This is a genomic window from Pseudomonas sp. KH_040, assembly GCF_057839305.1.
Map to the genome: position 1 here is coordinate 2,431,553 of NZ_CM174487.1, position 25,089 is coordinate 2,456,641.

The 25,089-nt window shown below is 60.7% G+C and carries 22 protein-coding genes; 6 read left to right on the forward strand and 16 right to left on the reverse strand.

Going from position 1 to position 25,089, the window contains the following annotated elements:
- Positions 1 to 69: 69 nt before the first annotated feature.
- The 16 genes from AC3IUF_RS10915 to AC3IUF_RS10990 all read right to left on the reverse strand — a co-directional run bounded on the left by AC3IUF_RS10915 (position 70) and on the right by AC3IUF_RS10990 (position 17,941).
- Positions 70 to 762 carry a GNAT family N-acetyltransferase gene (locus AC3IUF_RS10915; RefSeq protein WP_007919427.1) on the reverse strand — a complete coding sequence of 231 codons (693 nt, stop codon included), beginning with the start codon at positions 760 to 762 and terminating at the stop codon, positions 70 to 72.
- Positions 759 to 1,949, reverse strand: a complete 1,191-nt coding sequence (locus AC3IUF_RS10920; protein ID WP_095111623.1) for a GNAT family N-acetyltransferase — start codon at positions 1,947 to 1,949, stop codon at positions 759 to 761. The genes AC3IUF_RS10915 and AC3IUF_RS10920 overlap by 4 nt, the downstream gene beginning before the upstream one ends.
- Before the next feature lie 4 nt (positions 1,950 to 1,953).
- The gene (locus tag AC3IUF_RS10925) at positions 1,954 to 2,643 is read right to left on the reverse strand and encodes a GNAT family N-acetyltransferase (RefSeq protein WP_123374855.1); all 690 of its coding nucleotides are present in this window, start codon (positions 2,641 to 2,643) and stop codon (positions 1,954 to 1,956) included.
- Between the two features lie 68 nt (positions 2,644 to 2,711).
- Entirely contained in the window at positions 2,712 to 4,631 is a 1,920-nt protein-coding gene (locus AC3IUF_RS10930; protein ID WP_489281018.1) for a hypothetical protein, read from the reverse strand.
- Positions 4,628 to 5,935 carry an oligosaccharide flippase family protein gene (locus AC3IUF_RS10935; RefSeq protein WP_007919435.1) on the reverse strand — a complete coding sequence of 436 codons (1,308 nt, stop codon included), beginning with the start codon at positions 5,933 to 5,935 and terminating at the stop codon, positions 4,628 to 4,630. Before AC3IUF_RS10935 ends, AC3IUF_RS10930 begins: the two co-directional genes overlap by 4 nt.
- A complete protein-coding gene (locus AC3IUF_RS10940; protein WP_007919436.1) occupies positions 5,932 to 6,933 on the reverse strand; it encodes a polysaccharide deacetylase family protein in 1,002 nt (333 codons plus the stop codon). Before AC3IUF_RS10940 ends, AC3IUF_RS10935 begins: the two co-directional genes overlap by 4 nt.
- A 13-nt stretch (positions 6,934 to 6,946) precedes the next feature.
- Entirely contained in the window at positions 6,947 to 8,083 is a 1,137-nt protein-coding gene (locus AC3IUF_RS10945) for a glycosyltransferase (RefSeq protein ID WP_102902811.1), read from the reverse strand.
- The gene (locus tag AC3IUF_RS10950; protein ID WP_489281019.1) at positions 8,076 to 9,044 is read right to left on the reverse strand and encodes a glycosyltransferase; all 969 of its coding nucleotides are present in this window, start codon (positions 9,042 to 9,044) and stop codon (positions 8,076 to 8,078) included. The genes AC3IUF_RS10945 and AC3IUF_RS10950 overlap by 8 nt, the downstream gene beginning before the upstream one ends.
- Complete coding sequence (locus tag AC3IUF_RS10955) at positions 9,041 to 10,408, reverse strand: O-antigen ligase family protein (RefSeq protein ID WP_414915463.1); 1,368 nt, start codon at positions 10,406 to 10,408, stop codon at positions 9,041 to 9,043. The genes AC3IUF_RS10950 and AC3IUF_RS10955 overlap by 4 nt, the downstream gene beginning before the upstream one ends.
- Entirely contained in the window at positions 10,405 to 11,493 is a 1,089-nt protein-coding gene (locus AC3IUF_RS10960) for a glycosyltransferase family 4 protein (RefSeq protein ID WP_414915464.1), read from the reverse strand. The genes AC3IUF_RS10955 and AC3IUF_RS10960 overlap by 4 nt, the downstream gene beginning before the upstream one ends.
- On the reverse strand, positions 11,490 to 13,082 hold the full coding sequence (locus tag AC3IUF_RS10965) for a GumC family protein (protein ID WP_007919472.1): 1,593 nt from the start codon (positions 13,080 to 13,082) through the stop codon (positions 11,490 to 11,492). Before AC3IUF_RS10965 ends, AC3IUF_RS10960 begins: the two co-directional genes overlap by 4 nt.
- Positions 13,083 to 13,098: 16 nt before the next feature.
- A complete protein-coding gene (locus AC3IUF_RS10970) occupies positions 13,099 to 14,121 on the reverse strand; it encodes a polysaccharide biosynthesis/export family protein (protein WP_007919474.1) in 1,023 nt (340 codons plus the stop codon).
- Positions 14,122 to 14,142: 21 nt separating this feature from the next.
- Positions 14,143 to 14,790 (reverse strand): CpsD/CapB family tyrosine-protein kinase, encoded by a 648-nt coding sequence (locus AC3IUF_RS10975; RefSeq protein ID WP_095111617.1) that lies wholly within the window; start codon positions 14,788 to 14,790, stop codon positions 14,143 to 14,145.
- The gene (locus AC3IUF_RS10980; RefSeq protein WP_007919478.1) at positions 14,790 to 15,536 is read right to left on the reverse strand and encodes a sugar transferase; all 747 of its coding nucleotides are present in this window, start codon (positions 15,534 to 15,536) and stop codon (positions 14,790 to 14,792) included. Before AC3IUF_RS10980 ends, AC3IUF_RS10975 begins: the two co-directional genes overlap by 1 nt.
- Positions 15,537 to 15,554: 18 nt before the next feature.
- Complete coding sequence (locus tag AC3IUF_RS10985; protein WP_007919479.1) at positions 15,555 to 16,592, reverse strand: NAD-dependent epimerase; 1,038 nt, start codon at positions 16,590 to 16,592, stop codon at positions 15,555 to 15,557.
- Positions 16,589 to 17,941, reverse strand: coding sequence for a UDP-glucose dehydrogenase family protein (locus AC3IUF_RS10990; RefSeq protein ID WP_095111616.1), 1,353 nt, complete (start codon positions 17,939 to 17,941; stop codon positions 16,589 to 16,591). The genes AC3IUF_RS10985 and AC3IUF_RS10990 overlap by 4 nt, the downstream gene beginning before the upstream one ends.
- Positions 17,942 to 18,327: 386 nt before the next feature.
- Between AC3IUF_RS10990 and AC3IUF_RS10995 the strand changes: the two genes are divergently transcribed.
- From AC3IUF_RS10995 to AC3IUF_RS11020, 6 genes are all read left to right on the forward strand, one after another.
- Positions 18,328 to 20,025 (forward strand): sulfatase-like hydrolase/transferase, encoded by a 1,698-nt coding sequence (locus AC3IUF_RS10995; RefSeq protein ID WP_489281020.1) that lies wholly within the window; start codon positions 18,328 to 18,330, stop codon positions 20,023 to 20,025.
- Positions 20,026 to 20,224: 199 nt separating this feature from the next.
- Positions 20,225 to 20,878: an ABC transporter ATP-binding protein gene (locus AC3IUF_RS11000; RefSeq protein ID WP_447784536.1), complete on the forward strand. Its 654-nt coding sequence runs from the start codon at positions 20,225 to 20,227 to the stop codon at positions 20,876 to 20,878.
- Complete coding sequence (locus AC3IUF_RS11005) at positions 20,875 to 23,346, forward strand: FtsX-like permease family protein (RefSeq protein ID WP_489281021.1); 2,472 nt, start codon at positions 20,875 to 20,877, stop codon at positions 23,344 to 23,346. The genes AC3IUF_RS11000 and AC3IUF_RS11005 overlap by 4 nt, the downstream gene beginning before the upstream one ends.
- Complete coding sequence (locus AC3IUF_RS11010) at positions 23,336 to 24,403, forward strand: lipocalin-like domain-containing protein (RefSeq protein WP_414915469.1); 1,068 nt, start codon at positions 23,336 to 23,338, stop codon at positions 24,401 to 24,403. Before AC3IUF_RS11005 ends, AC3IUF_RS11010 begins: the two co-directional genes overlap by 11 nt.
- A 166-nt stretch (positions 24,404 to 24,569) precedes the next feature.
- Positions 24,570 to 24,812: a hypothetical protein gene (locus tag AC3IUF_RS11015; RefSeq protein ID WP_489281022.1), complete on the forward strand. Its 243-nt coding sequence runs from the start codon at positions 24,570 to 24,572 to the stop codon at positions 24,810 to 24,812.
- A 10-nt stretch (positions 24,813 to 24,822) separates the two neighbouring features.
- Positions 24,823 to 25,020, forward strand: a complete 198-nt coding sequence (locus tag AC3IUF_RS11020) for a hypothetical protein (protein WP_007919492.1) — start codon at positions 24,823 to 24,825, stop codon at positions 25,018 to 25,020.
- Positions 25,021 to 25,089: the final 69 nt, after the last annotated feature.

Consider the following 25,089-nt stretch of genomic DNA (forward strand, 5'->3'; position numbering starts at 1 on the left):
GCATACCCCTGTAGGAGTGAGCCTGCTCGCGATGGCGGCATCAAAGCCGCCACAAATATCCAGACTGAATCAAGCCTGCGCCGCCGCCGTCACTACCGGTCTTTCCGGCTTGCGCAGCGCCTCCAGTCTCGAGTTGCTGTAGTTCGATTCGCGGAAGAAACGCCAGTGCCCGAACAGGTCGTAAACATGGGTGATATGCCCTTGTTCCTGATAGCCCAGGCGAATATGCATCTTCAGCGCCTGTACATTGGCGTTGTCGCAGATATCCACGACTTTTTTGAAGCCTCGGGCAGACATGACTTGCCAAAGTGCGGTCTGTGCATCGACGGTCAAGCTACTGCCGAAATAGTGCCGGGTAATTTCGGCACCGAACTGAAAGTATTCACCGGGCTTGACCGGGAACGTGCAGCGGTAGAAGTGGCGGTCGTAATAGTCTTGAGTGCTGGCCCAGACAAACCCGACGGTGTGACCGTCCTGGTCCAGGTACATATGCCCGGTATGTCCTTCAGCGGCCAATTCGGCCATGGTCTCCACGCGGTCACCAAAGTACTTGCCGAATGCCTTGGCGTTGTCCTCGGTGATGTCGACTCTGCGCAAACCTTCGCAGGGGCGCAGTTTGTTCGGGGCAATCGGCGTGACCAGGTCGCGCTCCATCCACAGCAGTTCACGATGAGCGAACACGTAACGTTTCCACAGCGCGCCAAGGGTGCGGCGCAGGCCTTTTTGTTTGATGCGCAGAAGCAGATTTTCGATGACGCTCATGATGCCCTCCGAGGCGCTAGCCCAGGTGTGTTGGATGGTGTTGCCGGTTGAATTTCGGATGTGTTCGCCGCCGTCGAGTTGCCGGCACGCTGTGCGCGCCATTTTTGCAGGGCCGGTTTGACGTGGTGCCAAAGGCGTAGCCCCAGGCCCAGTAGCAGACCGCTCGGGCGCCACGAGTAGAAACTCCAGCGCCAGTGTTCCAGTTGCCCGGTCATGCGTTCGTGCAGTTGATGGCTGGAGTTTTCCAGGCTGACCCGCGACGCATCGATCCAGCGCCAGTGCTCTTCCAGCCCCCAACGAATCCATTCCTCCAGCAACACCCGCCCGCTACCGAGGTCGGCGTACTGCGGCAAAAACGCCAGGTTGTAATCGTAGAGGCGGCCCTGTTCGAGCAGGCCGAGGCGATAGCTGATGCAGCGGCCGTTCAGCTCCAGCGTCACGACCCGCACCAGGCCTTGAGCGGCGAGGGCGGTGAAAGCGCTTTGCATCCACTGACGACTGCGTTCGGTGGCGAAAATCCCCACGCCTTCATCGCCTTTCCAACTGACCGACTCGACTTCCTGCAGCGCTTCTAAAATCGTAGGCATCGACAGCGCATCGGGGGTGATTCGTCGCACTTGCGCACCGCATGCGGCAATCCGTTTGCGCGCCCGACGCAGCTTGTAGCGCGGGTCGCCGGAGATCTCCTGATGATCGGCGTCGCTGATCAGATGCACTGGCACTCGGCAACTCAGGCGTCGTTCAGCCGTGGAACTGCGCGCCATCCATTCGGTGAGCGCACTTTCTTCACCGGCAGGTTCCGACAGTTCATTGAGTTGCAGCAGCGCGTGGGGCAGATGCTTACGGATCAGCACCAGCGCCTTGTGCATGTCTTCGCTGCCGAGCAACGACAGCAGGGCCAGGCGATCGGCCATTGGATAACCCAAGTGATGCAAAACGCGAAACGGTACGCCAGTGAAGCGTTCGCGGCTGGCCACCAGTGGCAGGCACAGCAGCAATTGCTCGGCTTCCCAGCCGAGCAGAATGTGCAGGCGCTGATCCTCGTCCAGGGCCTGCTCTGCTGCGCACAACCAGCCAAGGTTGTTGAACGGCGTGTGATCGGCCACGCGCAGGCGCAGTGCCTCGAAGGCTGTTGCCGGGAAGTCGGCAGCGCATAGAGAGGTGCGCCATTCGAATCGCATCACCATGGGTTCAGGCCGCCGTTGCTTTGACAGGTGGACGGGAAGTTTTACCCAGCGCCGCCAGACGCGAGCCGCTGTAGCGGGTTTCGCGATAGAAGCGCCAGCGGCCGAACAGCGTGTAGATATTCATGATCCGCTGTTGTTCGGTATAGCCCATGCGCAGGTGCAGCTTGAGCGCCGGGACGTTGCTCGAGTCGCAGACATCGACCACTTTGCGGCAGCCTTGGGCGGCCATGGCTTTCCACAGACGCAGTTGCAGATCTACCGACAATTCGGTGCCCCAGTAGGCACGGGTCAGTTCGCCGCCGAACTCGAAAAACTCGCCGGGTTTAACCGGAAACCGGCAGCGGTAGTAATGCCGATCGAAATAGTCGCGCGGCGTGCCCCAGATAAACGCCACGGCATCGCCTTTGTCGTCGACATGCATATGCCCCGTGTGACCGTCACTGGCCAAATCGGCCATGACACCGACGCGGTTGCCGAAGTAGCGGGCAAAGGCGCTGACGTTGTTTACGGTGATCTTCAGCATGCGCAGTGGCGGGTAGGGTTTGAGGCTGTGCGGCGGCACGGGGCTGACCAGATCGCGCTCCATCCACAGCAGTTCCTGATGGGCAAAAATGTACATTCTGCGGATCTTCGCCAAGGTCGCTCGCAGGCCTTTACGACGGATATGTCCGCTGAGTCTTCGCAAAACATCCATGGTCTCTTCTCCTGTTGAGGATCCCACGCACAGCAAGAGGCTCGCGGGGCAGAACATCGAAGGGCAGTTCATGAAGCGCTCCAGTTCAGGGCAAACAGGGTTTGCCCCGGCAATTCGAAACGCACCCGCCCGTTTTCACAGGAAAACGATGCGTCGCTGCTACGATTGTCAGCGCCGAAGAAACGCAGGGCGCTTTGGTTCAGCGGGCACCGGGCACCGCTCAGATCAACCCGTTGCAGGCGCGTGCCTTTGTTCACCCCGAGCAGGGCGCGCTGCTTGTCGCCGGCCATCGCCAGGACATCCACCTCAAAAGCGTCGTTATCCAGTTGCAGCACTTGCGGCAGCCAATGCCGGGCGATGAATTGTTGGGCAAGGCCCACCGGTTTCAGCTCGAAGCGACCATCGTCATGTATGCGCACCATGCCTTTGCCGTAGGGCGGTTCGTCGGCGGCCTGAAACCAGTTGAGCATGCTCAGCAGGCCATCCTGAGAGGCGTTGATGACCACCGAGGCCCACCACAGCGCGGTGTAATGGGTTTCCTGATCGTAGGGGCTCAGGGCTGAGCCACTGGACAGATTGGTCTGATCCAGCAGCAACGCTTTGCGTGGCTGACCGTTAGCGTCCAGCCCCACCAGGTCTGCTGCGCGGCGTACGCTGTCGCGGTAGACCCGGGTCGCCAGCAAGTCGCGAATCATCCATTCATGCCAGGCCAATGCATCGACCTGATCGGCGGATTCACTGAGTAGACGCCGCGCCCAATCGATGCCGCGCTTGTCTGCTGCGTTGCGGGTGAACGGCCCGTTGATAAAACGTGAGCTGGCGGGCATGGCGATGCGCACGCCGGCCTTGGCGTTGGCTGGGTCGCTGCGCACCTGGCGGGCCATGCTGACAAAAATCGCCCGATAATCTTCGTAGCTCGAATAGTTCAGATTCGGTTCGTCGGCGAAGCCGATGTAATGCGTGCCCTGACCCTCCAGGGCACGAGTGCCGGCGAGCCATGCCTCAAGGCCGTTGTTGCTTTGCACGTCGGCACGCAGATCGGCCCGACGGCCGGTGCCGGCGAGCAGGGTGATGTCCTGGCGGATGCCGAAGCGAGTCTGATAGAGCTGACGAACCGGGTCTGCGAAACGGGTATTTTTCGAAGTGACGTCAACGTAGCTGTAATAACTCGCCGCACTCGGTTTCAAGGCATCCAGTGCGGCATGACTGGCCGCCGGCGGCATGAGATTGGGCAGGGCAATGCCCAGATCGGGGGTGCGACCGAGCACCTTATCGTGCAGGGTCAGGCGTACCTGGCCCGGCTCTTCACGCAAGGGCTGGAGTTGCTGCGGATTTTGCGCAAACAGATTGGCCGTGCCGTCGAGCCAGAATGCCGCTTTGCCGCTGCCCTGCAGGCGCAAGCGCCAGACCTGGGGCCGGTCGCTGACCGGCAAGGCCACTTGATCGAATTGCCAATAGGCGCGGTATGGCTTGAGGGCCAACGACAGTTGTTGTCCATCGTCTATGCGCTGGGCTTGCAGCGCGTTGACTCCGCCATGGTATTTGCCGTTCAGCACCGCGTGTTCTCCCGGTGCCACTTGGAAAAACAGCTCATCGCCATTGCCGGTTTCGACACTGAAATGCACTTTGGCCGGGCTGAACAGCGCCACTGTTTTATCGTCATGCTCGACGCGATAACTGCGGAAGCTGTAGCCGGGAATCTCCAGGCGATAACTGGCAGCGCCGGGCAGCAACGGCCAGCTCTGCGAACCGCGAGTTTCGCTGGCTTTGATCAGCCGTTCGCCCTGCAGCTTGCCCTGACCGTCGAGCAGGTAAAGATGCTCTTCGTTAGCCTCTGCCTGCCACGCGGGCACCCAGCTGACGGTCACGGTGTCCGCGCGATCGGCCTGCAGATACAAACTGCCGTCGCGGATATCGCCCCAGCGCATCGACGCCGCGTAGGCGTCCAGCGTCAGGCCGAGTCCTAACAGCAGGGCCAGGCGTTTCATGCTGTCTTCCGACGTTGCAGCATCAACCACATCGGGGTGATGTCGCTGGGCAGGATGATCAAGGTTTGCCAGAACGGCACGTTGCTCAAGCGGCAATAAAGCACCAGCATCGCCACCGTCACCGCCAGATAGGCGATTGATGAAGCCGCCGCTGCACCGACAATGCCGAAGGCAGGAATCAACAGCAGATTCAGCGCCAGGTTGAGCAGAGCGCCGATGCCCATCAGCAACGACACCGTGCCGGGGCGATCCTTGCCAATCAGATCCAGCCGCAGAATGCTCGCATAGCACAGGCCCAGCAGGCCGGGCAGCAACGCGAGCAGCGCTGGATACGCCGGTTGATACGCCGCACCGAACAGCGTGACGATCAACCATTCGCCGATCACTGCCATCGTCAGGCAGGCGCCGAGCATCACCGTGGCGGTCAGGCGCAGGGCCAGCGGCGTGACCTTGTCCATGCCTTTGTCCTGTTGCAGCAGTCGCTTCATCAGCGGTGTGGTGACCGCCTCCGGAACGATCAGCAACAATTCGGCGGCGGCGCTGGCCATGGCGTAGTGGCCGAGCGCGGTACTGCCCAGCAGGGCGCCGATAAACAAGTAGTCGGAGCGCAGAATGATCTGTTGGAACAGCAGATCCGGATGGCTGCGCGCACTGAATCGCAGCAGCTCGTTCTGGCTCGCACGGTCCCATTGCAGTTGCAGCGGTTGTGCGCGTTTGAGCCACATCCAGCCGACCAGCACCACCAGACTGATGCCGGCCAGCCAACTGATCAGCGCGGCTTCGAGTGCGGCCTCTTTCCACATCCAGAACAGCGCAACAAACAACAGCAGCGGCGCGAGGGATTCGATCAGACGCAGAACATTGAAGGCGACCACGCCGCCCGACGCGTTGTGCAAGGTCAGCAAGCCGCTTTTAAGGACGGTCAGCGGCACCGCCAGCAGCAACAGCCACGCCAGCAGACCGAGCTGCATCGTCACATCGAGTTCGCTGCCGAACTCACGGGCCAGCGCGACCACCAGCAAGGTCAGCAGCCCGGCCAGAACACAGCCGAACACCAACACCTGAGCGAGCAACAAGCCCATCGGCCGCTGATTGGCCGCTTGATAACCGACTGCCGAATTCAAGCCGCCGCTGGTCGCCGCGCTGATCAGATCCGGCAGGGTGCTGAGCAGGGCGAACAAACCGCGTTCACTCGGGCCGAGAATCCGCGCCAGCAACACATTGCGCAGCAGGCGCAAGGCAATCATTGCCAGTTTGGTGCCCATGCTCAGGGCCAGATGCTTGAGGTAGCTACCGCGACTCATGACCTTGCCCCGCGATAAATGCGCCACGACAACAACGCCGGATTGCAGGCGATGCGCTGACTGACGCCGAAGCGCGGCAGGTTCAGCGGGTCGCCTTCGCCGCGATAAATGCCGGTGCCGGTGCCGAGGGCGAACGGGTAGTCGTGATTGGCGATCTGCTCGCGCACGCGTTCATCGTTGTCGCCGTTGGGGTAGCAATACACCGGCAGTGGGCGGTTGCAGCTGTTGTACAAGGCATCGCGGCTGCGGCTGATTTCTTCGTTCAGGCGCTGATCATCAAGGCCGGTGAGGATGGCGTGGCTGGCACCGTGCGGGCCAAAGCGCACCAGACCGGAAGCCTCCAGCGCGCGCACTTGATGCCAGTCCAGCGCTTGCGGCTGTGATTCGGCTGGGCACTCATCGGTGAGTTTTTCCAGTTCCTGCGGGTCAAGCGTCTTCAACCCTTGGAGGAAATGCAGCAGCGCCAGGCTGCGGCGGTCGACATCGATGTCATCGAGCAGTACCGGCAATGGGTGATGCATGAACTGCAGGCACTCGATCAAGTGCATCCGCGCTTTTTCACCGTGGCTGCCCCACAGGGTTTCGCCAAGGCTTTCCCACCAGAAACGCTGACGGCTGCCGATGAAATCGGTGGAGAGGAAAATGCTCGCCGGTACCTGATGTTTCTGCAGCAGCGGGAAGGCGTTGACGGCGTTGTCGCGCCAGCCGTCATCAAAGGTCAGCGCCACCCGTGGGCGCTCGCTGCGCAGCGAATTGGGCTGGAGGATTTCCATCAGCGGCACGCAATCGAAATGCCGACGCAGCCACAGCAGTAAATGCTCGAAGGCCTTGGGCCCGACGCACAGTTCATTGCGGTGCGGGAGGTTGGCGGCACGGTCGTTGGCCAGTACCCGATGCAGCATCAGAATGACCCCGGCACCGTGCAACTGGTTGCGCCCCACTGACGAGTTGAGATAGAGCCAGCCGCTGGTGCGTTTTAGCAGTTGTTTGATCGCCATGGCATGAGTCCTCTCAACGATTCTGGTCAGGATTCCACTGTGCGTAGCGTTGCCCGCGCAGGAACTGCCACAGACCGACGCTCATGCCGGCCAGCGTCACCAGCAGGAATGCTGCGAGGCGGAACGGTTTGGGTAAACGGTGTTGCGAATCCAGCAGGCCGGCGATGGCCACCGCGTAACCGAGCAATTGCGCAATCAGGCTCAGGCGATAGAAACCGTGTTCGTTCCACAGCCAGAAATTGCTCAGCAGCAGCGGCAGCAAGAGAATCGGCGCGAGACGGCGGATCAGTTTGTGGCTGATCAAGGCAATGGAATAAAGGCCGTACTTGAACGGGTTCAGCAGTGCGCTGCGTTGCGCCAGGCTTTGCAGGCCACCAACCGTGACCCGCTGGCGGCGGCGCCATTGCTTGCCCGCTTCATCAACGCCCTGGTCGATCACTTGCGCCTGGGGTACGTAAACGATGCGTTTGTGCGCGACCGGCGCGCAGGTACTGATGAAGAAGTCGTCGTTGACCTCGGCCGGTACGTTCTGGAACAGCTCGCGGCGCAAGGCGAGCAGGGCGCCGTCGGCGGAGACCATGCAGCCGGTGCGATTCTCGACCCGGCGCAACCAGCCTTCGTAATGCCGATAGAGGCTGTCACCAATACTCAGGCCACCACCGGTGACCGGGATCACCATGTGCCCGGCGCAGGCACCGACCTGCGGATCGCTCAACGGTGCGAGCAAATGGCCGAGGGTGTCGCGCGACCATTGGTTGTCGGCGTCGGTGAACACCAGAATGTCGCCGCTGCTCACGGCGACGCCGGCATTCAGTGTGGCGGCTTTGCCCTGGCGCGGCAGGTCGAGGACGGTGATGCGCGGATCGATCACTTTGTGCGCGCAGGCCACGGTGTCATCGCTTGAGCCGTCGCTGGCGAGAATGATCTGCAGCGTGGCGGGCTGATAATCCTGGGCCAGCAGCGTGCGCAACTTGTGCTCGATGTGCCGCGCCTCGTTGTGCGCGGCGATGACGATGCTGACGTTCAGCGGCGGTGCCGGCGCGTGCCGCCAGGCCGGGAACAGCGGCGCCAGCAAGGTCAGCAGCAGCGGATAGCCGATGTAGGCGTACGCCGGCAGCACAAGGCACAGGCAAAAAATGAATTCAGCCACGGGCGGGCCTCCTGGCGTTCCAATGACACAGACTGAGAATAAGTGCCGCGCTGGGCAGATGCAGGCGTAACCAGTGCAGACCCCACAGTTGCAAGGTGAGGCGAGCATTGTGGTGCTTGATGCTCTGCCGCACGCTGAGCATCAGACTCGGCAGCAGGGTCAGCACCAGCAGGATCACCGCGAGCTGCGCGAGGCCGGCGAGCAAGGCAACGATCAGTAAAAAATCCGTCATCCAGACCAGCAACGACAGCAGCGGAAAACGCAGCAGGCGCAGGCTCATGCCATGGGTGCGCAACAACTGCAGGTGGCTGCCCTGACGCCACAGTTCCTTGCCCATCCACTCGCGCCAGTTCATTTCGTAGCCCCAATGCAGGGCGATGCTGTTACTGGTCGACAGCAGCCGAGCGCCCTGTGTGCTCAGACGCAAGGTGTATTCCTTGTCTTCGCCGGTGCGCAGGGTTTCGTTGAATCCGCCGACGACGTCAAACCAGCGTTTGCGCATCAACAGGTTGGCGCTGGGCAGCCAGTCCACGGTGCGACTGGCGTGCGCTGATGGACGCAACATGCGCCGTTGCCAGGCGGTCGCGTACCACGGCGCGGCGGCGGGGGTGTGCAGATCCAGGCCAAAAATGTCGCCCTGATTCTGCGCTTCGAGAGCGAACAGTTCGCTCAGCCAGTCTTCGGGCATTTCGATATCGGCATCAATGAACGCCAGCCATTCACCGCTGGCAGCCGTTGCGCCACGATTGCGCAAGGCGCCGATCAGCAGGCCGGGCAGCACCAGCACCTGTGCGCCGAAGGCGCGAGCGATCTGTGGCCCGTCATCAGTGGAACCGTTGTCGACGACGATCAGTTCACAGTCGATGTCGGCGGCGTTCGCGGCTTTGCGGGCGGCCAGGAGGGTGCGGCCGATGTGCCGTGCCTCGTTGTACATCGGAATGACGATGCTGATCCGGCTCATGCTCTGGCCTCCGTCAGCGGTGCTTGCTCGGCTTTCAGGCGCAGCACCCAGGTCAGTGCAAGCATGATCCACAGGTACTTCAGGTTCGGCGCGCTGAGAAACATCAGAAACAACGTCAACGACAGGAAACTCATTCCCAGATGGGTGATCAGGTCGGCGTGCTGCCACTCGTGCCGTTGCAGCCATTCGCGTCGTGCGCGGATCAGGTTGTAGAAACCCTGCACGAGCATGCCGACAAACAGCAGGCCGGCGGGAATCCCCAATTCGCTGAAGATCTCCAGATAAGTGTTATGCGCCCGGCGATACAGGTCGCCGATCTTGCGGTTGGCCGAGAATGCCTTGGCATAACCGGTAGTCGCATAGTGCAACGGGAATGTCCCCGGGCCCGAGCCGAGCAGCGGATGCTCGCGGATGATCTGGCTGCCGACGACAATGTACGAGGCGCGACGGCCGAGGGATTCATCCTGAGCCTTGGCGCCGGCGCTCAAGATGCTCAGCGACTGGATGCGCGCCAGATAACCGGCAGGCATCGCATAAATCGCCAATGGCAGCACGATGGCGGCGCCGAGCATGGCGAATCCGAAGTGCCGCGGACGGATACGGTTGAGGTGCTGGCGGTAATGCCAGACCCCGATCGCCAGACTCAAGGCCAGTACCACCAGGCCTGAGCGCGACTCGGTTTTGGTCATGCCGCCCAGCAGCAACAGGCAGCAGCCGGCCCAGAACAAACGCTGCAGCAGATTCGGGCTGCGAATCACCAGCAGCAGGCCCAGCGGCACGGCGAAGGCGATCAGCAGAGCAAAGGCATTCGGGTCTTCGAGCAGGCCGGCGGCGCGGCCCTTGTCCTGGAATCTGCTGGAAAACATCGCCATCGCGCAGGTCGCGCTAACGCTGAGCGTGACCAGCCGGGCGAACAGATCGAGGTTCAGCTCGCGGCCGATCAACAAAGTGATCACGAACAGAATCAGGCCCACGCTCAGTTCACGCAGATGACTCTGTGACATGCCCATGTTGTCGGTGGCGAGCAGGCTCAGCAGGTACAGCGCCATGAAACCGATCAGGTAGCGCCACAGATTGCTGCGCAGGCGCTGCGATGGAATCTGATGCAATGCCAGTTGCAACGCCAGGATCAGTGCCAGCGAAGCACCGATGAATTTGCTCCCCGATAACGCGCTGTCCTTGAAGAACCCTTCAAACGGCACCAGCGCGGCAATACCCAGCAGGCCCCACGACGGTTTGCGGTACAGCACCGTGAAACCCAGCAGCCCCAGCACTGCCCCCGGCGCCAGATACGGATAAGGACTGACCAGCAAAGCCATGCAGACCAGTGCCAGCAGGCTGACGATCGAGAGCGGGAAAATCATGCGCGTGCCTCCCGTGCCGTGTGGATGTACAGCTGCGACCAGTGTTCAGCCAAAGCCTTGAGGTCGTAGCGTTCCTGTTGTGTGCGTCTGGCGTTGTCGCGCAGTTGCGCGGCCAGTTTCGGTTCGGCCAGCAACGTGTCGAGTTGACGGGCGAGGGCGGCGGTATCGGTCGGTGCGGCGAGCAGGCCGTTGTGGCGGTCCTGCAAGACATCGGGAATGCCACCGACCGCGAACGCCACCACGGGCACACCGGCCTGCATCGCTTCAAGCAGAATCATCGGTGTACCCTCGGTGCGCGAGCTGATCACCAGCGCATCGAGTTGCTGCCACCAGCCTTGCATCGCCGCCTGATAGCCCGGCAAGCGAATCCGCTGTGGTAAACCGGCAGCGTCGATACGCGCCTGCAAGGCTTCACGTTCCGGACCGTCACCGAGCATCACCGCGTCCAGTTGCGGATGCTGGTGACACAGCGCAATCAGCGCATCGAGAAACAGATCCGGACCTTTCTCGCTGCTCAACCGACCGACGTAACCGACCAGCCAGCGTTGTCGTTCCAGCGGCGGCAGCGCTGGCGCCGCTGGCAAACCGTTGGCAATCACCTGCAACTTCTCCGCACGAACGCCAGCCTGACGGTGCAGCGCAGCGATGCTTTGCGCTACGCAGACCACTCGCTTCACCGAGGCCGTGCGGCACAATTGCAGGCTCAGCCAGGTGTAGAACTTCTGCTTGCGACTGCGCGGGGTGAAACCGTGCTGGGTGATGACCAGCGGCAGGCGCAATAGCGTTGCGCCGACCCAGCCAAACAGTTGTCCTTTGAAGTTGTGCGTGTTGAGCAACGGCTTGTCACTACGGCGCTGATGCAAGTGCCGCAGTAGTCCGCCGAGCCCGGCACAGCCGCGGGCGTCCACCCCGGCCTGACGAAAGCGCTCGATCAGCTCGGCTGGCGCGTCGAGGAACAGCACCTGATGCTGCCCCGGCGTCGCCAGGCAATGATCCAGCAACATCCGCTCGGCTCCGTAGAAGCCGCCGCTGCTGAGCAAATGAATGATCGGCAGGGCGACGCACGGGGTGGACGCCGCGTTCAATTGCGCACCCAGTGAACCAGGCTGGGCATGGTCCAGTTCTTGTGCGGATTGCCAGGCTGCGACGTTTCTTCATTGATTACCAACAGCACCGGCAGGCCCAGTTCATGACTGATTTGCGCCGGATGTTTGAAGCGGTGATCGAAGAACTCACGCACATAGACGAAGGCAATGGCCAGCAGCAGACCGGTGAGCAAACCAAACGGAATGATCAGCATCGGCTTGGGAAACGCCGCCTCGGTCGGTTCGTACGGTGGACTCAGTACCCGGGCGTTGGACAAGTCGTTGTCCAGCGCGCGGGTCGTGCTGCTTTCGGCAAAGCGTTGCGCATAGGTTGAAAACGCTGCGTGCAATGCGCCGATCTCGGTGTCCATCTGGCGCAGCTTGCTTTGGGTTTGCTGCAATTGATGGATGCGATTCTTGAATTCGGCAATGCGCGCAGTTTTCTGCTCGATGACCTGGCTGACCACCGACAGGTCGATCGTGCGTTCCTGGATGCGGTTGTTGACCACTTTGAGGAACTGCTGGCGGGTGCGGGCAATTTGCTCGCGGGTCAGCAACATCGGTTCGCTACTGGGTTGAAATACCGCGAGGTCATTCATATAGCGGCTGACCTGAGTGGTCAGTGCCTCGCCCATCTGCCGGATCTCACGGTCTTCGAACGCGATGTTGTCCACCGTGGTGGTGAAGGTGAACGGGAAGGTGTAGTCGTTGAGCTTGTTGGTGTTGGCGGCGGCCAGGCTGGTTTTCAGGTAATCGAGCCAGCGCTGGCTTTGCAGCAAGCGATCGCGATACAGGTTGAGTGCCTGCTCTTCAGTGTTGATCGCGTTGAGGCGAAAGGTGATTTCCTCTTTCGGATCGGACGAACCGACACTTTCCAGCAGGCTCAGCCGTGCGCCTTCCAGACCGTCGAGCCGCACCTGATATTGATGCTTCTTGGTCTCGTAGAACGAGTGCGGCAGCTCGATCGATTGCAGCGCCTGACGATCGACCAGATAGTTGCGCAGCAACGTGGCAACGAACGTTGTGCCCTGGGCAGGATCAGGGAAGCTGTAGACGATCGAGATCACATTGGAACCCGGCAGGGTTTCGATCTTCAGATTGTCGATGGCTTCCTGGGTCAAGCCATCCAGTGCCGTGTCGCGCACCGGATCGGTTTCCATGCCCAGTGCATCACGCAGCGGATTGATCACGTATTCGCGCAGCGGCGTGCTGACGTAATTCTTGAACGGTTCGCCGAGCAGCTTGCTGAGCATCCCCGGTGGCGGGTTGTACTGACCCTGATCGCGCAGTTCGCTGATGGTCTGACGGATCAGCGCCGGCGAACGGAGGATATTGCTTTCGGTTTCCATATCCGCCAGCGATGGCGGAATGAAGGTGGCGTTGTCCTGGGTCAGCGAGGTGGTCGCATCGCCCTGAGACAGTTTTTTCGACTGCACGATCACCTGTGCGGTGATATCGAAGCTCTGTTTGAGCAACAGCGGCAGCAACAGCGCGATCACTGCAAAGATCAGGAAGATGCGCTTCACCAGTTGCTTGTTGGCGAAGAAAATCCTGAAGAACTCGTGCAGGTAATTTTCTTTTGGGTTCATGTCGTTCACCTGAGAGTCAGTTGTCACTGCCTTTGTTGTCGACGCGGTAGCCGAAGCTGAAACCCACGCCCTGGAACAGCACCACATCGGCCAATTGGCGGGCGAGTTCGCCGGCGCTGGCCAGTTTGGTTTTCGGTACGTAAAGCATGTCGTCCGGTTGCAGGTAGGCGATCTGTGGCGCATCGCCCGACAGTGCTTTCTCCACGTCGTAGTTCATGGCCTGCACCTGATTGCCGTTGCGCCGCATGATCACCACCGAATCGAGACGCGCCTTGACATTGGTACCGCGCGCCAGGGTCAGCGCCTCAAGCACCGACACCGGACGGCGGATCGGGTACGAGCCCGGTTGAGCGACTTCGCCGAGTACGTAGATCTCGTTGCCGGCGGTGGATTTCAGCAGCACATCCACAGTCATCCGTCCCGGCAATTGCGCGTACTTGCTATTGAGGAAGGTTTCCAGTTGATTGACCGTCATGCCTTGCAGCGGCACAGCGCCGATTTCCGGAAAACTCGCATAGCCATCGGTGCCGACGGTGATTTCGCGGCTCATGCCGGTGGCCGGGTGGTTCAGCGCGCTTTTGAGGTTCTGCTCGTTGCTCAGCGGGCTGAGAATCTGCACCGAGAGCTGATTGCGGTTGGGCTGGAACAGCTGCTTGCGTTGATAGGCGCGCTGGATTTCCTGCCGCGCCTCGTCGCTGGTCAGCCCAGCGATTTTCACCGAGGTGTTGGCGCCCGGCAGTTCGATGGTGCCGTCAGGCAGCACCAGTTGCGTGCCGTTGAGCTGACTGGCGGCGGTGAAGTTCAGGCCGATCTGGTCACCCGACTGCACGCGGTAAGCGTCCGAGCCACTGGTACTGATGTGGAAAATCACATCCAGCACGTCTTTCGGGCGCAGGGTCTGCTCGACCCTCGGCATGTCGGTGGCCTGCGCATTGGCCGGTGTGGCGGTGAGGATATTCACCGGCATGTTGCGGGTTTCGGAATTGCTGGTGCAGCCTGCAAGCGGCAGCAACAGCAGGACAAGCATTTTGGCGTTCATGGCGTCATCCTTTGCGTTCGCTTACAGGTTTTTGTAAAGCCATTTGGGCATGTAGTACTTGCGCCGGTTGAACACGCTACCGACCACTTTTGCCCCGGCCTGGGTCAGGCGTTGCACGGCGGCCTGGGCGACTTCCCAACGGGTGTCTTCGGCGCGTACCACAAACACCACGCCGTCGACCTGAGTGCTGATCACCAGCGTGTCGGCGGCGGAGTACACCGCGTCGCCGTCGATCACCACGAAGCGGTACTGGCTGCCCAATTGATCAAGCAACGGGCTCAGACGCTCGGCGGTCAGGTGCTCCAGGGTGCGGATTGGCCGGCCGTTGGGCAGCACGTGGAACGGCAGGCTTGAGACCTGCACCACACAGTCCTGCAACAGCGGCGGTTTGTCGGGGTTGAACAGCAAGTCGCGCAGGCCGCGCTCCTTGCTCAGGTTCAACTGCTGGGTGAGGTTGTCGGCCGACTGGCTGGCGTCGACCAGCAGCACTTGGCCGCTGCTCATTTGCGCCAGTTGGCTGGCCAGCGCCAGGGCACTGGTGGTGGTGCCGGCGCCGGGGTTGGCGGCGGTCAGGAACAGGATCCGCAGATCGAGATCCAGCACGGTCGAGGTCAGGTTCGATTCGCTGGGGGTGGCGATGCTCAGGCTTTTATTGGTTGAACCGTCCATTAGCTTGCTCCGTGGCCGCTGAATACTTTGAAGGGGGTTTTCAACAGAATCTTCAGATCAAGCAGAAGGCTCTGCTCGGCGATGTAGCTGAGGTCCAACTCAACGCGCTGGTCGAAGTCGATATTGCTGCGTCCGGAGATCTGCCACAGGCCGGTCATGCCGGGGTAGATCGCCAGACGCGCGAGGTGGTTGTCCTTGTAGCGGTAAGCGTTGAACGAGGTCGGACGCGGCCCGACCAGGCGCATGTCGCCGGTCACTACATTGATCAGGTTGGGCAATTCATCGAGGCTGGTGCGCCGCAGGAAACCGCCGATGCGGGTGATGCGCGGGTCGTGGTCGATCTTGAAATCGATCGCGTCGGCACCGTGTTTGTTGAGGTGACGCAGCGACTCTTTCAGTTCTTCGGCGTTGGCCACCATGGTGCGAAATTTGAACATGCCGAATTTGCGGCCGCGATATCCGGTGCGTTTCTGCACGAACATCACCGGCCCGGGGCTGGAGAATTTGATGACCAGCGCCAGACCCAGCAACAGCGGCGAGATCAGCACCAGGATCAGCAGCGCCCCAAGGCAGGCGACCACCCGATTGGTGCGTGACAGTTGCCATGGCCGACCGCCGTCGCGGCCCGTAAACCAGCCGCGACCCTGGCGATGAATCGCCGCGTCGAGACGCATTCGGTGCTCGGGATCCACGCGCTTGTCGCGGCGCATTTCTTGGATCGCTACACTTTTCTCATGTCCAGTCATGGAGTCCTCCACATTCATTCAGCCGCGAACGGCGCGTGGGCGATAGGCAGTGGGGTAGTAGTCGCGGAACCAGGCGATAAAGCATCCGAGTCCCTCATCCAGCTCTATCCGGGGCTGAAATCCGGTGGCCTGAGCCAGGTCGCTGGCCTCGGCGCAGGTGTTGAGTACGTCGCCCGGTTGCAGCGGCAGCAGCTCGACAATGGCTTTCTGGCCGAGGTGCTTTTCCATCAGCGCCAGATAGGTCTTGAGTTCAACCGGATGCTGCCCGCCGATGTTGAACAACCGCCACGGTGCCATGCTGCTGGCCGGGTCGGGTTGCTTGCGATCCCATTGCGGATCGGCGTGCGGCGGGCGGTGGGTGAGGCGAGCGATGCTTTCGATGATGTCGTCGATGTAGGTGAAATCGCGCTGGTGTTCGCCGTAGTTGAACAGCTTCAGCGGCATCCCTTCGCTGATCGCCCGGGCGAACTGGATCGGCGACATGTCCGGCCGGCCCCAAGGCCCATACACGGTGAAAAAGCGCAGGCCGGTGCAAGGAATGCCGAACAGGTGGCTGTAACTGTGCGCCATCAGTTCATTGGCTTTCTTGGTCGCGGCGTACAGCGACAGCGGATGATTGACGCCGTCCTGCACCGAGTACGGCGTGTGCTGGTTGGCGCCGTACACCGAACTCGACGAGGCGTAGATCAGGTGCTCGACCGGGTGATGCCGGCAACTCTCCAGAATGTTGAGGAAACCGTTCAGGTTGCTGTCCAGATATGCCCGTGGATTTTCCAGCGAGTAGCGCACCCCGGCCTGCGCCGCCAGGTGAATCACCACTTGCGGACGTTCGCGGACAAACAGCGCTTCGATGGCCGAGGCATCGGCCAGGTCAACCGTGGCGAGCTGGAAATCGCCGACCTGCTCACGCACCCATTGCACGCGATCGTGCTTGAGTTGCGGGTCGTAGTAGGCGTTGAAATTATCCAGACCGACCACCGAGTGTCCGTCGCGCATCAGCCGCAGCACGCAATGGGCACCAATGAAGCCGGCCGCACCGGTGACCAAGACCTTCATGGCCGTAGTCCTTCAGGCGCAATGTGACGTAGACCGATGCCGCTGTAATGCAGGCCGGCGGCCGCCACTTGTTCCGGGTTGTAGAGGTTGCGGCCATCGATGATCACCTTCGAACGCAGCTTTTCGGCGAGCAACTCGAAATCGACCACGCGGAAGTTTTTCCACTCGGTGCAGATCACCAGGGCATCGGCGTCTTCCAGGGTGTCGTCGCGGGTGGCGCACAGGTGCAGATCGTTGCGGTAGCCGTAGAGGCGCCGGCATTCGGACATGGCTTCCGGGTCGTAGGCCTGCACACTGGCACCCTCGGCCCACAGCGCATCCATCAGATAACGGCTCGGGGCTTCGCGCATGTCATCGGTGTTTGGTTTGAACGCTAGACCCCATACAGCAATCGATTTACCCGCCAGGCCTTGCGGGAACTGTGCTTTGAGTTTGCTGAACAGGATGTGCCGCTGCAGGTCGTTGACGTCGGTAACGCTGCGCAGCAGTTTCAGCGGCATGCCGTTGTGTTCGGCGGTGTGCAGCAGGGCGCGCAGGTCCTTGGGAAAGCACGAGCCACCGAAGCCGCAGCCCGGATAGATGAAGTGGTAGCCGATGCGCGGATCCGAACCGATGCCTTTGCGCACCGCTTCGATGTCGGCACCGAGCAGTTCGGTGAGATTGGCCAACTCGTTCATGAAACTGATGCGCGTGGCGAGCATGGCGTTGGCGGCGTACTTGGTCAGTTCGGCGCTGCGGTTGTCCATGAACATCAGTTTTTCGTGGTTGCGGCAGAACGGTGCGTATAGCTCGCTCATCTGCTCGCGGGCCGCGTCGTCGCGGGTGCCGACGATGATCCGGTCCGGACGCATGCAGTCGGCGAGGGCGCTGCCTTCTTTGAGGAATTCCGGGTTGGACACTACCCGCACTTGCAGATCAGTCTTGCCGCGGCGCAGCAGTTCGCTGTTGGCGGTAGCCAACACCTGATCAGCCGTGCCCACCGGTACCGTGGATTTGATGATGAGGGTGCGGTCAGCTTCCATATACGAAGCGATTTGCCTGGCGACGTTGAGCACGTGGCTGAGGTCGGCGGAGCCATCCTCATCGGCCGGGGTGCCGACGGCGATGAAAATCAGCTCGGCATGCTCGACCGCGTCGCTGGCCTGGGTGCTGAACAGCAGACGGCCGGCCTTGATGTTTTCCTCAAGCGTGCTGGACAAACCTGGCTCGCTAATAGGCGGCACCGCTTGTTGCAGTTGTTTAATCTTGTTTGGGTCAATGTCCACGCATAAAACGCGATGACCGACATCTGCAAGTGCGGCGGCTTGTATAAGTCCGACATAGCCAGTGCCAAATACGCTCACGTCCATCTGCGCACCTCAATAACACCAAAAGTTAACTACGGAATGAGATTGTTAAAGGGGTATAGCGCAGCGTTTGAAAAGCGTGTCAGCAAAATGACATGTTGCATCTGTATAACACTTGAGCATTTTTTGGCGATTGGCCATCAAGTCATTGCTGCGATTGAATTTGTTGCTTTTGTGCAGATTTGTTCAGATTTTAAATAAGCGATAAACGGTCGTAGGCCGCTAATTTAAAGGCTTGTAGCGTCTTGGTTGTGTCAGATTTGAGTCACCGTTTTTTTGACGCTTTCTATAAAAAACAGTCAATTCTTGCGCTTTGATGGCCGGGTGCTAGTGTCAGGTTCTGACTGACAAACCTTTGACTCCCTGCCGTTTGCCCGATCGGTATCGCCATGTTCAGATATGCCAAAGAATTGTTCTTAATTGTTTATTTGTTGATTTATTCCGAATATTACATTGATCGGTTAAATGCTATCGGCTTCAGTTTTTCTGTACTTCTTTTTGGCGCGATGTTTTTGGCGCTTACTTTGGCGTTATATCTAATGGCGTATATAAGGCAGACTCTCATTCGCCACGTGTTCGCATTGGCAATGTTTGTCTCGGCAGTGTTTTTCGATGTCTATACCCGGGTCACGGCGGATTACCTGACCTACAGCGGTTTCGTGTCATTGGTTTACTCCGGCGGTTTCATCCAGGAAGCGGCGTACCAGTACCGGGACGCGCTCCTGCGTGGCGTGCTCAGTGGTTTGCTGTTGCTGTTCGGCATCGGTCTGAAGCCCCGCCATGGGTTGGCGGTTCCCAACGCTTTGCGTGTGGCGGCGCCACTGTGTGGTGTGCTGCTGCTCAGTGCGGTGCTGTTCTTGCGAGCGGGTGAGGGCGCGCGCGGCTTGCCGATCATGTACACGCCGCTGGCCTACCTCAATCTGTTTGCCTATGAAGCGCTGCACAACACCGTCGGCCCGCGCGAACCAGTGACGCTGGCGCGCACCTCACAAGCCGTCGGGCATGACATCGTGCTGATCATCGACGAAAGCATCTCCGGCAATTACCTCGACATCAACGCGCCGTTCGGTGTGCACAGCAACCTCAAACAGGCGCGTCCCGGCGTCGATGTCTTCAATTACGGCTACGCGGCGTCCATCGCCAATTGCAGCGCCGACACCAACGTGACCCTGCGCTATGGCGGCACCCGCGCCGACTACATGCGCATCAACAGCACGCTGCCGTCGATTTGGCAGTACGCCAAGAAGGCCGGTCTGCGCACCGTGTACATCGACGCCCAGCGCACCGCCGGCAACCTGCAGAACCTGATGACCGACACCGAGAAGAAGGACATCGACCAGTTCGTGCAATTCGACCAGACCAGCGTGCGCGATCGCGACATGGCGGCGGCAGCGAAGCTGATCGAATTGCTCAACGATGACCAGCCGGAGCTGGTGGTGATCAACAAGGTCGGCGCGCACTTCCCGGTGCATGACAAATACCCGGATGCGTTCATGGCCTACCGCCCGACCTTGCCGCGCGGGCAGTTCACCGAGGTGGCCGATACCGGCGAGCGCAACGGTTTCAATGGTCAGCCTGATGATTGGGTGTTGTACCGCAACGCCTACAAGAACACCGTGTTGTGGAATGTCGGCGAGTTCTTTGCGCGGGTCTTCGCTCAGGGCAATCTGAACAATGCGTTGCTGATCTATACGTCTGATCATGGCCAGGATTTGCATGAGCGCGGTAATCCGGGCTTGAACACTCACTGCGGTGGCGATCCAGTGGAGGAGGAAGGATTGGTGCCGCTGGTGGTGATTCAGGGCAGCGATCTGAAAACGCTGGACTGGTCGGCACAACTGGCGGCGAACAAGGATCGTTCCAGTCACTACAACATTTTCCCGACGCTGTTGCAGTTGATGGGCTATGACCTGACGGGGATCGAGGCTGTTTATGGCAAGCCACTGAGTGTCGCGACGGCGGATGAATTTACCTTCAACTACCGCTTCAATGCGCGGCTGGGGGCCAAGCCTGAGTGGAAGCACATTGATCTGGGCAGCATTGTCACGCCATCGCAGGCGCCGGCGAGTGTCGCGGCCGGTCAGTAGATTTTGGGTTGGCAGGACTGGCCCCATCGCTGGCAAGCCAGCTCCCACAGTGTTTTAGGGTGAATTCAATATTTGTGAACTACCTCATTCCCTGTGGGAGCTGGCTTGCCAGCGATGAGGCCATAGAGTTCACCGCAAGATGCAGCTCTGTCACCGGCATCCGCTATCCTTGCCCCACACTGACCGATCAGGTGGCGGCATGCTTCGTGTTGAAAACGTCTTCAAAAGTTATCTCACCCCGCAAGGCCCATTGCCGGTGCTGCAAGGCGTCGACCTGACGCTGGAATCCGGCAGCAGCCTGGCATTGATGGGCGAATCCGGCAGTGGCAAAAGCACCTTGCTGCACCTGGTGGCCGGCCTCGACAAAGTCGACAGCGGCAGCATTCGCAGCGGCGAGCATCGATTGGAAACGATGAACGAGGCGCAACTGGCGAATTGGCGGCGCAGCGAAATCGGCCTGGTGTTCCAGCAGTTCAACCTGATCGGCAGCCTGCGCGTCGAAGACAATCTCGCTTTTCAGGCGCGCCTTGCCGGGCGTCATGAGCCGCGTTGGCAGGCGCATCTGGTGCAGCGTTTGGGCCTCGGCGATTTGCTCAAGCGTTATCCCGAGCAACTTTCCGGTGGTCAGCAGCAGCGGGTCGCGTTGGGCCGGGCGCTGGCCTCGCAGCCGAAATTGCTGTTGGCCGATGAGCCCACCGGTAGCCTCGACGAAGCCACCAGCGACGAAGTCCTGCGGTTGTTGCTGGAATTGCTCAATGACACGCCAACCACTTTGTTGATGGTCACCCACAGCCCGCGAGTCGCGGCCCGATTGGCACAGCGAGTGGTGTTGTCCAGTGGACGGCTGACGTGATCGTCTTTGCGCAAACGCTACGCGCGTTGCTCAGCCATTGGCGGCGTCATCCGGTGCAGTTTTTCAGTGTGCTGACCGGGTTGTGGCTGGCGACCAGTCTGTTGACTGGCGTCGAAGCGCTGAACAGTCAGGCGCGCGACAGCTACGCGCGGGCCAGCCAATTGATCGGCGGTGAACCGCAGGCCAGTCTCAGCACACCGAACGGGGCGACTTTTGCGCAGCAATGGTTTGTTGATCTGCGCCGAGCGGGCTGGCCGGTATCGCCGCTGCTGCAGGGGCGGTTGCTGCTCAAGGGTTTTGACAATCAGCGGTTGCAATTGATGGGCATCGAACCGGTGTCGCTGCCGGCCGACTCGGCGGTGGCCGGGCAGGCGTTGCCGATTGAGCGTGTTGTCGAGTTTTTCACGCCGCCGGGCAGTACGTGGATTTCGCCGGAAACCTTGCAAGCGCTGGGTCTGCGCGAAGGCGACACGCCGCAAACGGCTAATGGTCTGCGATTGCCGCCATTGCTCGCGCAAAAGGACATGGCGCCCGGCCTGTTGCTGGTGGACATCGGCGTCGCGCAGACCCTATTGGAACAACCCGGGCAATTGTCGCGGCTGTTGTTGCCCAAGGATTTTCACGCCGAGTTACCCGCCGTGTTCAAGGGGCAGTTGCAGCTCAAAAGCAGCGGCGAGGAAAACAATCTGGCGCGACTGACCGAAAGCTTTCACCTGAATCTCGATGCGCTGGGATTTCTCTCGTTCGTGGTCGGCTTGTTCATTGTCCACGCCGCCATCGGCCTTGCTTTGGAGCAACGGCGCGGCTTGTTGCGTACGCTGCGCGCCTGTGGGGTCAGCGCGCGAATGCTGATTTTTTGCTTGATCGTTGAGCTGGGTGTGCTGGCGCTGATCGGCGGATTGTTCGGCGTGATCAGCGGCTATTGGTTGGCCAGCGTGTTGCTGCCGGATGTCGCCGCCAGCCTGCGCGGATTGTACGGCGCCGAAGTGGCGGGGCAGCTGCGCCTCAGTCCGTGGTGGTGGTTCAGCGGCATCGGTTTGAGCCTGCTCGGCGCGTTGCTTGCCGGGGCCGACAGTCTGTTGCGCGCCGCCCGTTTGCCGTTATTGGCCGTGGCGGATCCGCAAGCCTGGCATCAGCAATACGCGCGCTGGCTGCGCCGACAAGGTTGGCTGGCGGCGCTGTTGGCGATGATTGCGTTGGTTGCATTGATCTGGGGCGACAGTCTGGCCAGCGGTTTTGTCCTGATGGCCGGATTGCTGATCGGCGCAGCATTGGCGCTACCGGTGTTGCTCAGCGCGCTGTTGAATCAGTTGCTCGGACGCAGTCGCTCGGTGCTCGGTCAGTGGTTTCTTGCCGATTGCCGCCAGCAACTGCCGGCACTGAGTCTGGCGTTGATGGCATTGCTTTTGGCGCTCGCCGCCAATATTGGTGCGGGCAGCATGACCGCCGGTTTTCGCCAGACCTTCAACGACTGGCTCGAACAACGCCTGAGTGCCGAGCTGTATATCAACCCGAGTAATCCGGCGCAGTCGCGGGAAATGTACAGCTGGCTCAAGCAGCAGCCGAATGTTGCGGCGATTCTGCCCAACTGGCAGGTCGCGGTGACGTTGCAAGGCTGGCCGGCGGAAGTGTTCGGCATCATCGATCACGCGCATTATCGCCAGCACTGGCCGCTGCTTGATGCGATGGGCGACGATCCGTGGGCACATCTGGCCACGGATGATGCGGTGATGCTCAGCGAGCAAATCGCCCGGCGCCTGAAATTGCACGTGGGTGAAAATGTGGCGATTCCGACACCCAACGGCACTTGGTCGCCGCGCATCGTTGGCATCTACGCCGACTACGGCAATCCCAAGGGGCATTTGCTGGTCAGTATCCACCACCTGCTGCGCGGCTGGCCGCAACTGACGCCGAACCGTTTCAATCTGCGCATCGAGCCGCAGAGCATCCCGGCGTTGTTGAATAGCTTGCAGGTGCGCTTTCAACTGGAGGACAGCCGCATCGTCGATCAGGCGCGGCTCAAGGGCTGGTCGGTGCAGGTTTTCGAACGCACCTTTGCGGCCACTGCGGCGTTGAACAGCCTGACCCTGGCGGTGGCGGGCGTGGCGCTGTTCATCAGCCTGCTGACGCAGAGTCAAAGCCGCCTCGGCCAACTCGCACCGCTATGGGCGCTGGGCGTAACGCGGCGGCAATTGATGCTGCTCAATCTCGGCCAGACGTGGCTGCTGGCGGTGCTGACATTGGTGCTGGCGTTTCCGCTGGGGATCGCGCTGGCGTGGTGTCTGGACGCGGTGATCAACGTACAAGCGTTTGGCTGGCGGCTGCCGTTACGGGTGTTTCCGTGGCAATTGCTGCAGTTGATGGGGTGGGCGTTGCTGGCGACGTTACTGGCGTCGGCATGGCCGCTGTACTCGCTGTACCGCACGCAACCGGCTGATCTGCTGAGGACGTTTGCCCATGAGGATTAACCTCGTTGTGCTGATGGTTTTGTTGCTGCTCGGTGGTTGCGATCAATCGGTGCCGGAGCAGAAAGGCTTCGCCGGGATGGGCGATCAGGCGTTGGCGTTTACGCCGGTGGTGCCGGGGCGAGTGTTCAGTTTTCCGGCGGATCACGCTGCGCATGAGGGGTTTCGCATCGAGTGGTGGTACGTCACCGCCAATCTCAAGGATCAGCAGGGTAACGAATTCGGCGTGCAGTGGACGCTGTTTCGCAGTGCATTGAAACCAGTGGCGGAGCAGGCTGGGTGGGCTGATCAGACGATCTGGCTGGGGCATGCGGCGGTGACTTCGAGCACGGTGCATCACGCCGCCGAACGTTACGCCCGAGGCGGGGTGGGGCAGGCGGGTGTGCAACTGGCGCCGTTCGAGGCGTGGATCGATGATTGGCGGTTCGCCAGTCAGGCGCAGGATCCCCTGAGCGACCTGCAACTCAGCGCTCGCGATAAGGATTTCGCCTATCAACTGCACCTGACTTCCAGCCGCCCGCTGGTGTTGCAGGGCGACAAGGGGTTCAGTCAGAAATCCGAAGAGGGGCAGGCGTCGTATTACTACAGCCAGCCGTTTTTCCAGGCCAGCGGAACGTTGCAGATCGACGGCCAGAGCTACACCGTCAGTGGCCCCGCGTGGCTCGATCGGGAATGGAGCAGCCAGCCACTGACCGCCAATCAAACCGGTTGGGACTGGTTCTCCCTGCACCTGGACAGCGGCGAACACGTGATGCTTTACCGCATGCGCCAGAAGGACGGCGCGCCGTATCTCACCGGTACCTGGATTGCTGCCGATGGCCACACGCAAACCCTGAATAGCTCGCAGATCCAGCTCAACCCGCAAGACACCGCGAAAGTCGCTGGCCGGGTTATGCCGGTGAAATGGACGATCAGCATCCCCGACAAACACCTCGACATTACCCTCGACGCGCTCAACCCCAACGCCTGGATGAACCTGCGTATCCCGTACTGGGAAGGTCCGGTGCGCATCAGCGGCAGTCATCCCGGCCGGGGCTATCTGGAAATGACCGGGTACTGAAAGGTATCCGCAAATCCCTGTAGGAGCTGCCGAAGGCTGCGATCTGTTGAGGTTGCTTTTAAGACCAACATCAAAAGATCGCAGCCTTCGGCAGCTCCTACAATGGATCGGTTTGAACTCGGCTTACTGTGTTGTCCTCTACAGAAAAACCTGTCGAGGATTTGCCATGAGCGACGACCTGCAACCCCCAGACATGACCACCTGGCAGCGTCTGTTTGATGACCGGACCTACTGGCAGCAATCCCCCGACGCGCATTATTTCGATCTGCAACGCATCGCCGATGACCTGCTCGGCCAGGGCGCCATCGATCTTGAGCAATGGCAGATCCTGCGTGCCAAGGCCGACGACCTGCACAAGGATTCACCCGCGATCAACGTCGTCCGTGAACTCGACGACCCCGAAGCCTGAGGACACCCCAATGAAACCGATCACCCAAGGCGAACACCCCGACGAACCCCGGCCACCGGGCGAAACCGAACGCGACAACGACGCCCTGCGCCCCACCGACCCGAAACAGCGTGAAAACACTGGCAAAGGCACGCCCAGCGGCGAGTCCACCGCGCAGGACACCGCCAAACAACAGACCTCCTCGACACAAACCAAAGCCAAGCCCTGAACAGCGTCTATGCTCAGTGGCACGTTCGTCGCCGAAGCCAATTCGGCGCCGGGCGCTGCCATTCATCAC

Excerpts from the sequence above, each read along its gene's own strand:
- AC3IUF_RS10915 (WP_007919427.1), bottom strand. The coding sequence starts at position 762 with ATGAGCGTCATCGAAAATCTGCTTCTGCGCATCAAACAAAAAGGCCTG.
- AC3IUF_RS10920 (WP_095111623.1), bottom strand. The coding sequence starts at position 1,949 with ATGGTGATGCGATTCGAATGGCGCACCTCTCTATGCGCTGCCGACTTC.
- AC3IUF_RS10925 (WP_123374855.1), bottom strand. The coding sequence starts at position 2,643 with ATGGATGTTTTGCGAAGACTCAGCGGACATATCCGTCGTAAAGGCCTG.
- AC3IUF_RS10930 (WP_489281018.1), bottom strand. The coding sequence starts at position 4,631 with ATGAAACGCCTGGCCCTGCTGTTAGGACTCGGCCTGACGCTGGACGCC.
- AC3IUF_RS10935 (WP_007919435.1), bottom strand. The coding sequence starts at position 5,935 with ATGAGTCGCGGTAGCTACCTCAAGCATCTGGCCCTGAGCATGGGCACC.
- AC3IUF_RS10940 (WP_007919436.1), bottom strand. The coding sequence starts at position 6,933 with ATGGCGATCAAACAACTGCTAAAACGCACCAGCGGCTGGCTCTATCTC.
- AC3IUF_RS10950 (WP_489281019.1), bottom strand. The coding sequence starts at position 9,044 with ATGAGCCGGATCAGCATCGTCATTCCGATGTACAACGAGGCACGGCAC.
- AC3IUF_RS10955 (WP_414915463.1), bottom strand. The coding sequence starts at position 10,408 with ATGATTTTCCCGCTCTCGATCGTCAGCCTGCTGGCACTGGTCTGCATG.
- AC3IUF_RS10965 (WP_007919472.1), bottom strand. The coding sequence starts at position 13,082 with ATGAACCCAAAAGAAAATTACCTGCACGAGTTCTTCAGGATTTTCTTC.
- AC3IUF_RS10970 (WP_007919474.1), bottom strand. The coding sequence starts at position 14,121 with ATGAACGCCAAAATGCTTGTCCTGCTGTTGCTGCCGCTTGCAGGCTGC.
- AC3IUF_RS10975 (WP_095111617.1), bottom strand. The coding sequence starts at position 14,790 with ATGGACGGTTCAACCAATAAAAGCCTGAGCATCGCCACCCCCAGCGAA.
- AC3IUF_RS10980 (WP_007919478.1), bottom strand. The coding sequence starts at position 15,536 with ATGACTGGACATGAGAAAAGTGTAGCGATCCAAGAAATGCGCCGCGAC.
- AC3IUF_RS10985 (WP_007919479.1), bottom strand. The coding sequence starts at position 16,592 with ATGAAGGTCTTGGTCACCGGTGCGGCCGGCTTCATTGGTGCCCATTGC.
- AC3IUF_RS10990 (WP_095111616.1), bottom strand. The coding sequence starts at position 17,941 with ATGGACGTGAGCGTATTTGGCACTGGCTATGTCGGACTTATACAAGCC.
- AC3IUF_RS10995 (WP_489281020.1), top strand. The coding sequence starts at position 18,328 with ATGTTCAGATATGCCAAAGAATTGTTCTTAATTGTTTATTTGTTGATT.
- AC3IUF_RS11000 (WP_447784536.1), top strand. The coding sequence starts at position 20,225 with ATGCTTCGTGTTGAAAACGTCTTCAAAAGTTATCTCACCCCGCAAGGC.
- AC3IUF_RS11010 (WP_414915469.1), top strand. The coding sequence starts at position 23,336 with ATGAGGATTAACCTCGTTGTGCTGATGGTTTTGTTGCTGCTCGGTGGT.
- AC3IUF_RS11015 (WP_489281022.1), top strand. The coding sequence starts at position 24,570 with ATGAGCGACGACCTGCAACCCCCAGACATGACCACCTGGCAGCGTCTG.
- AC3IUF_RS11020 (WP_007919492.1), top strand. The coding sequence starts at position 24,823 with ATGAAACCGATCACCCAAGGCGAACACCCCGACGAACCCCGGCCACCG.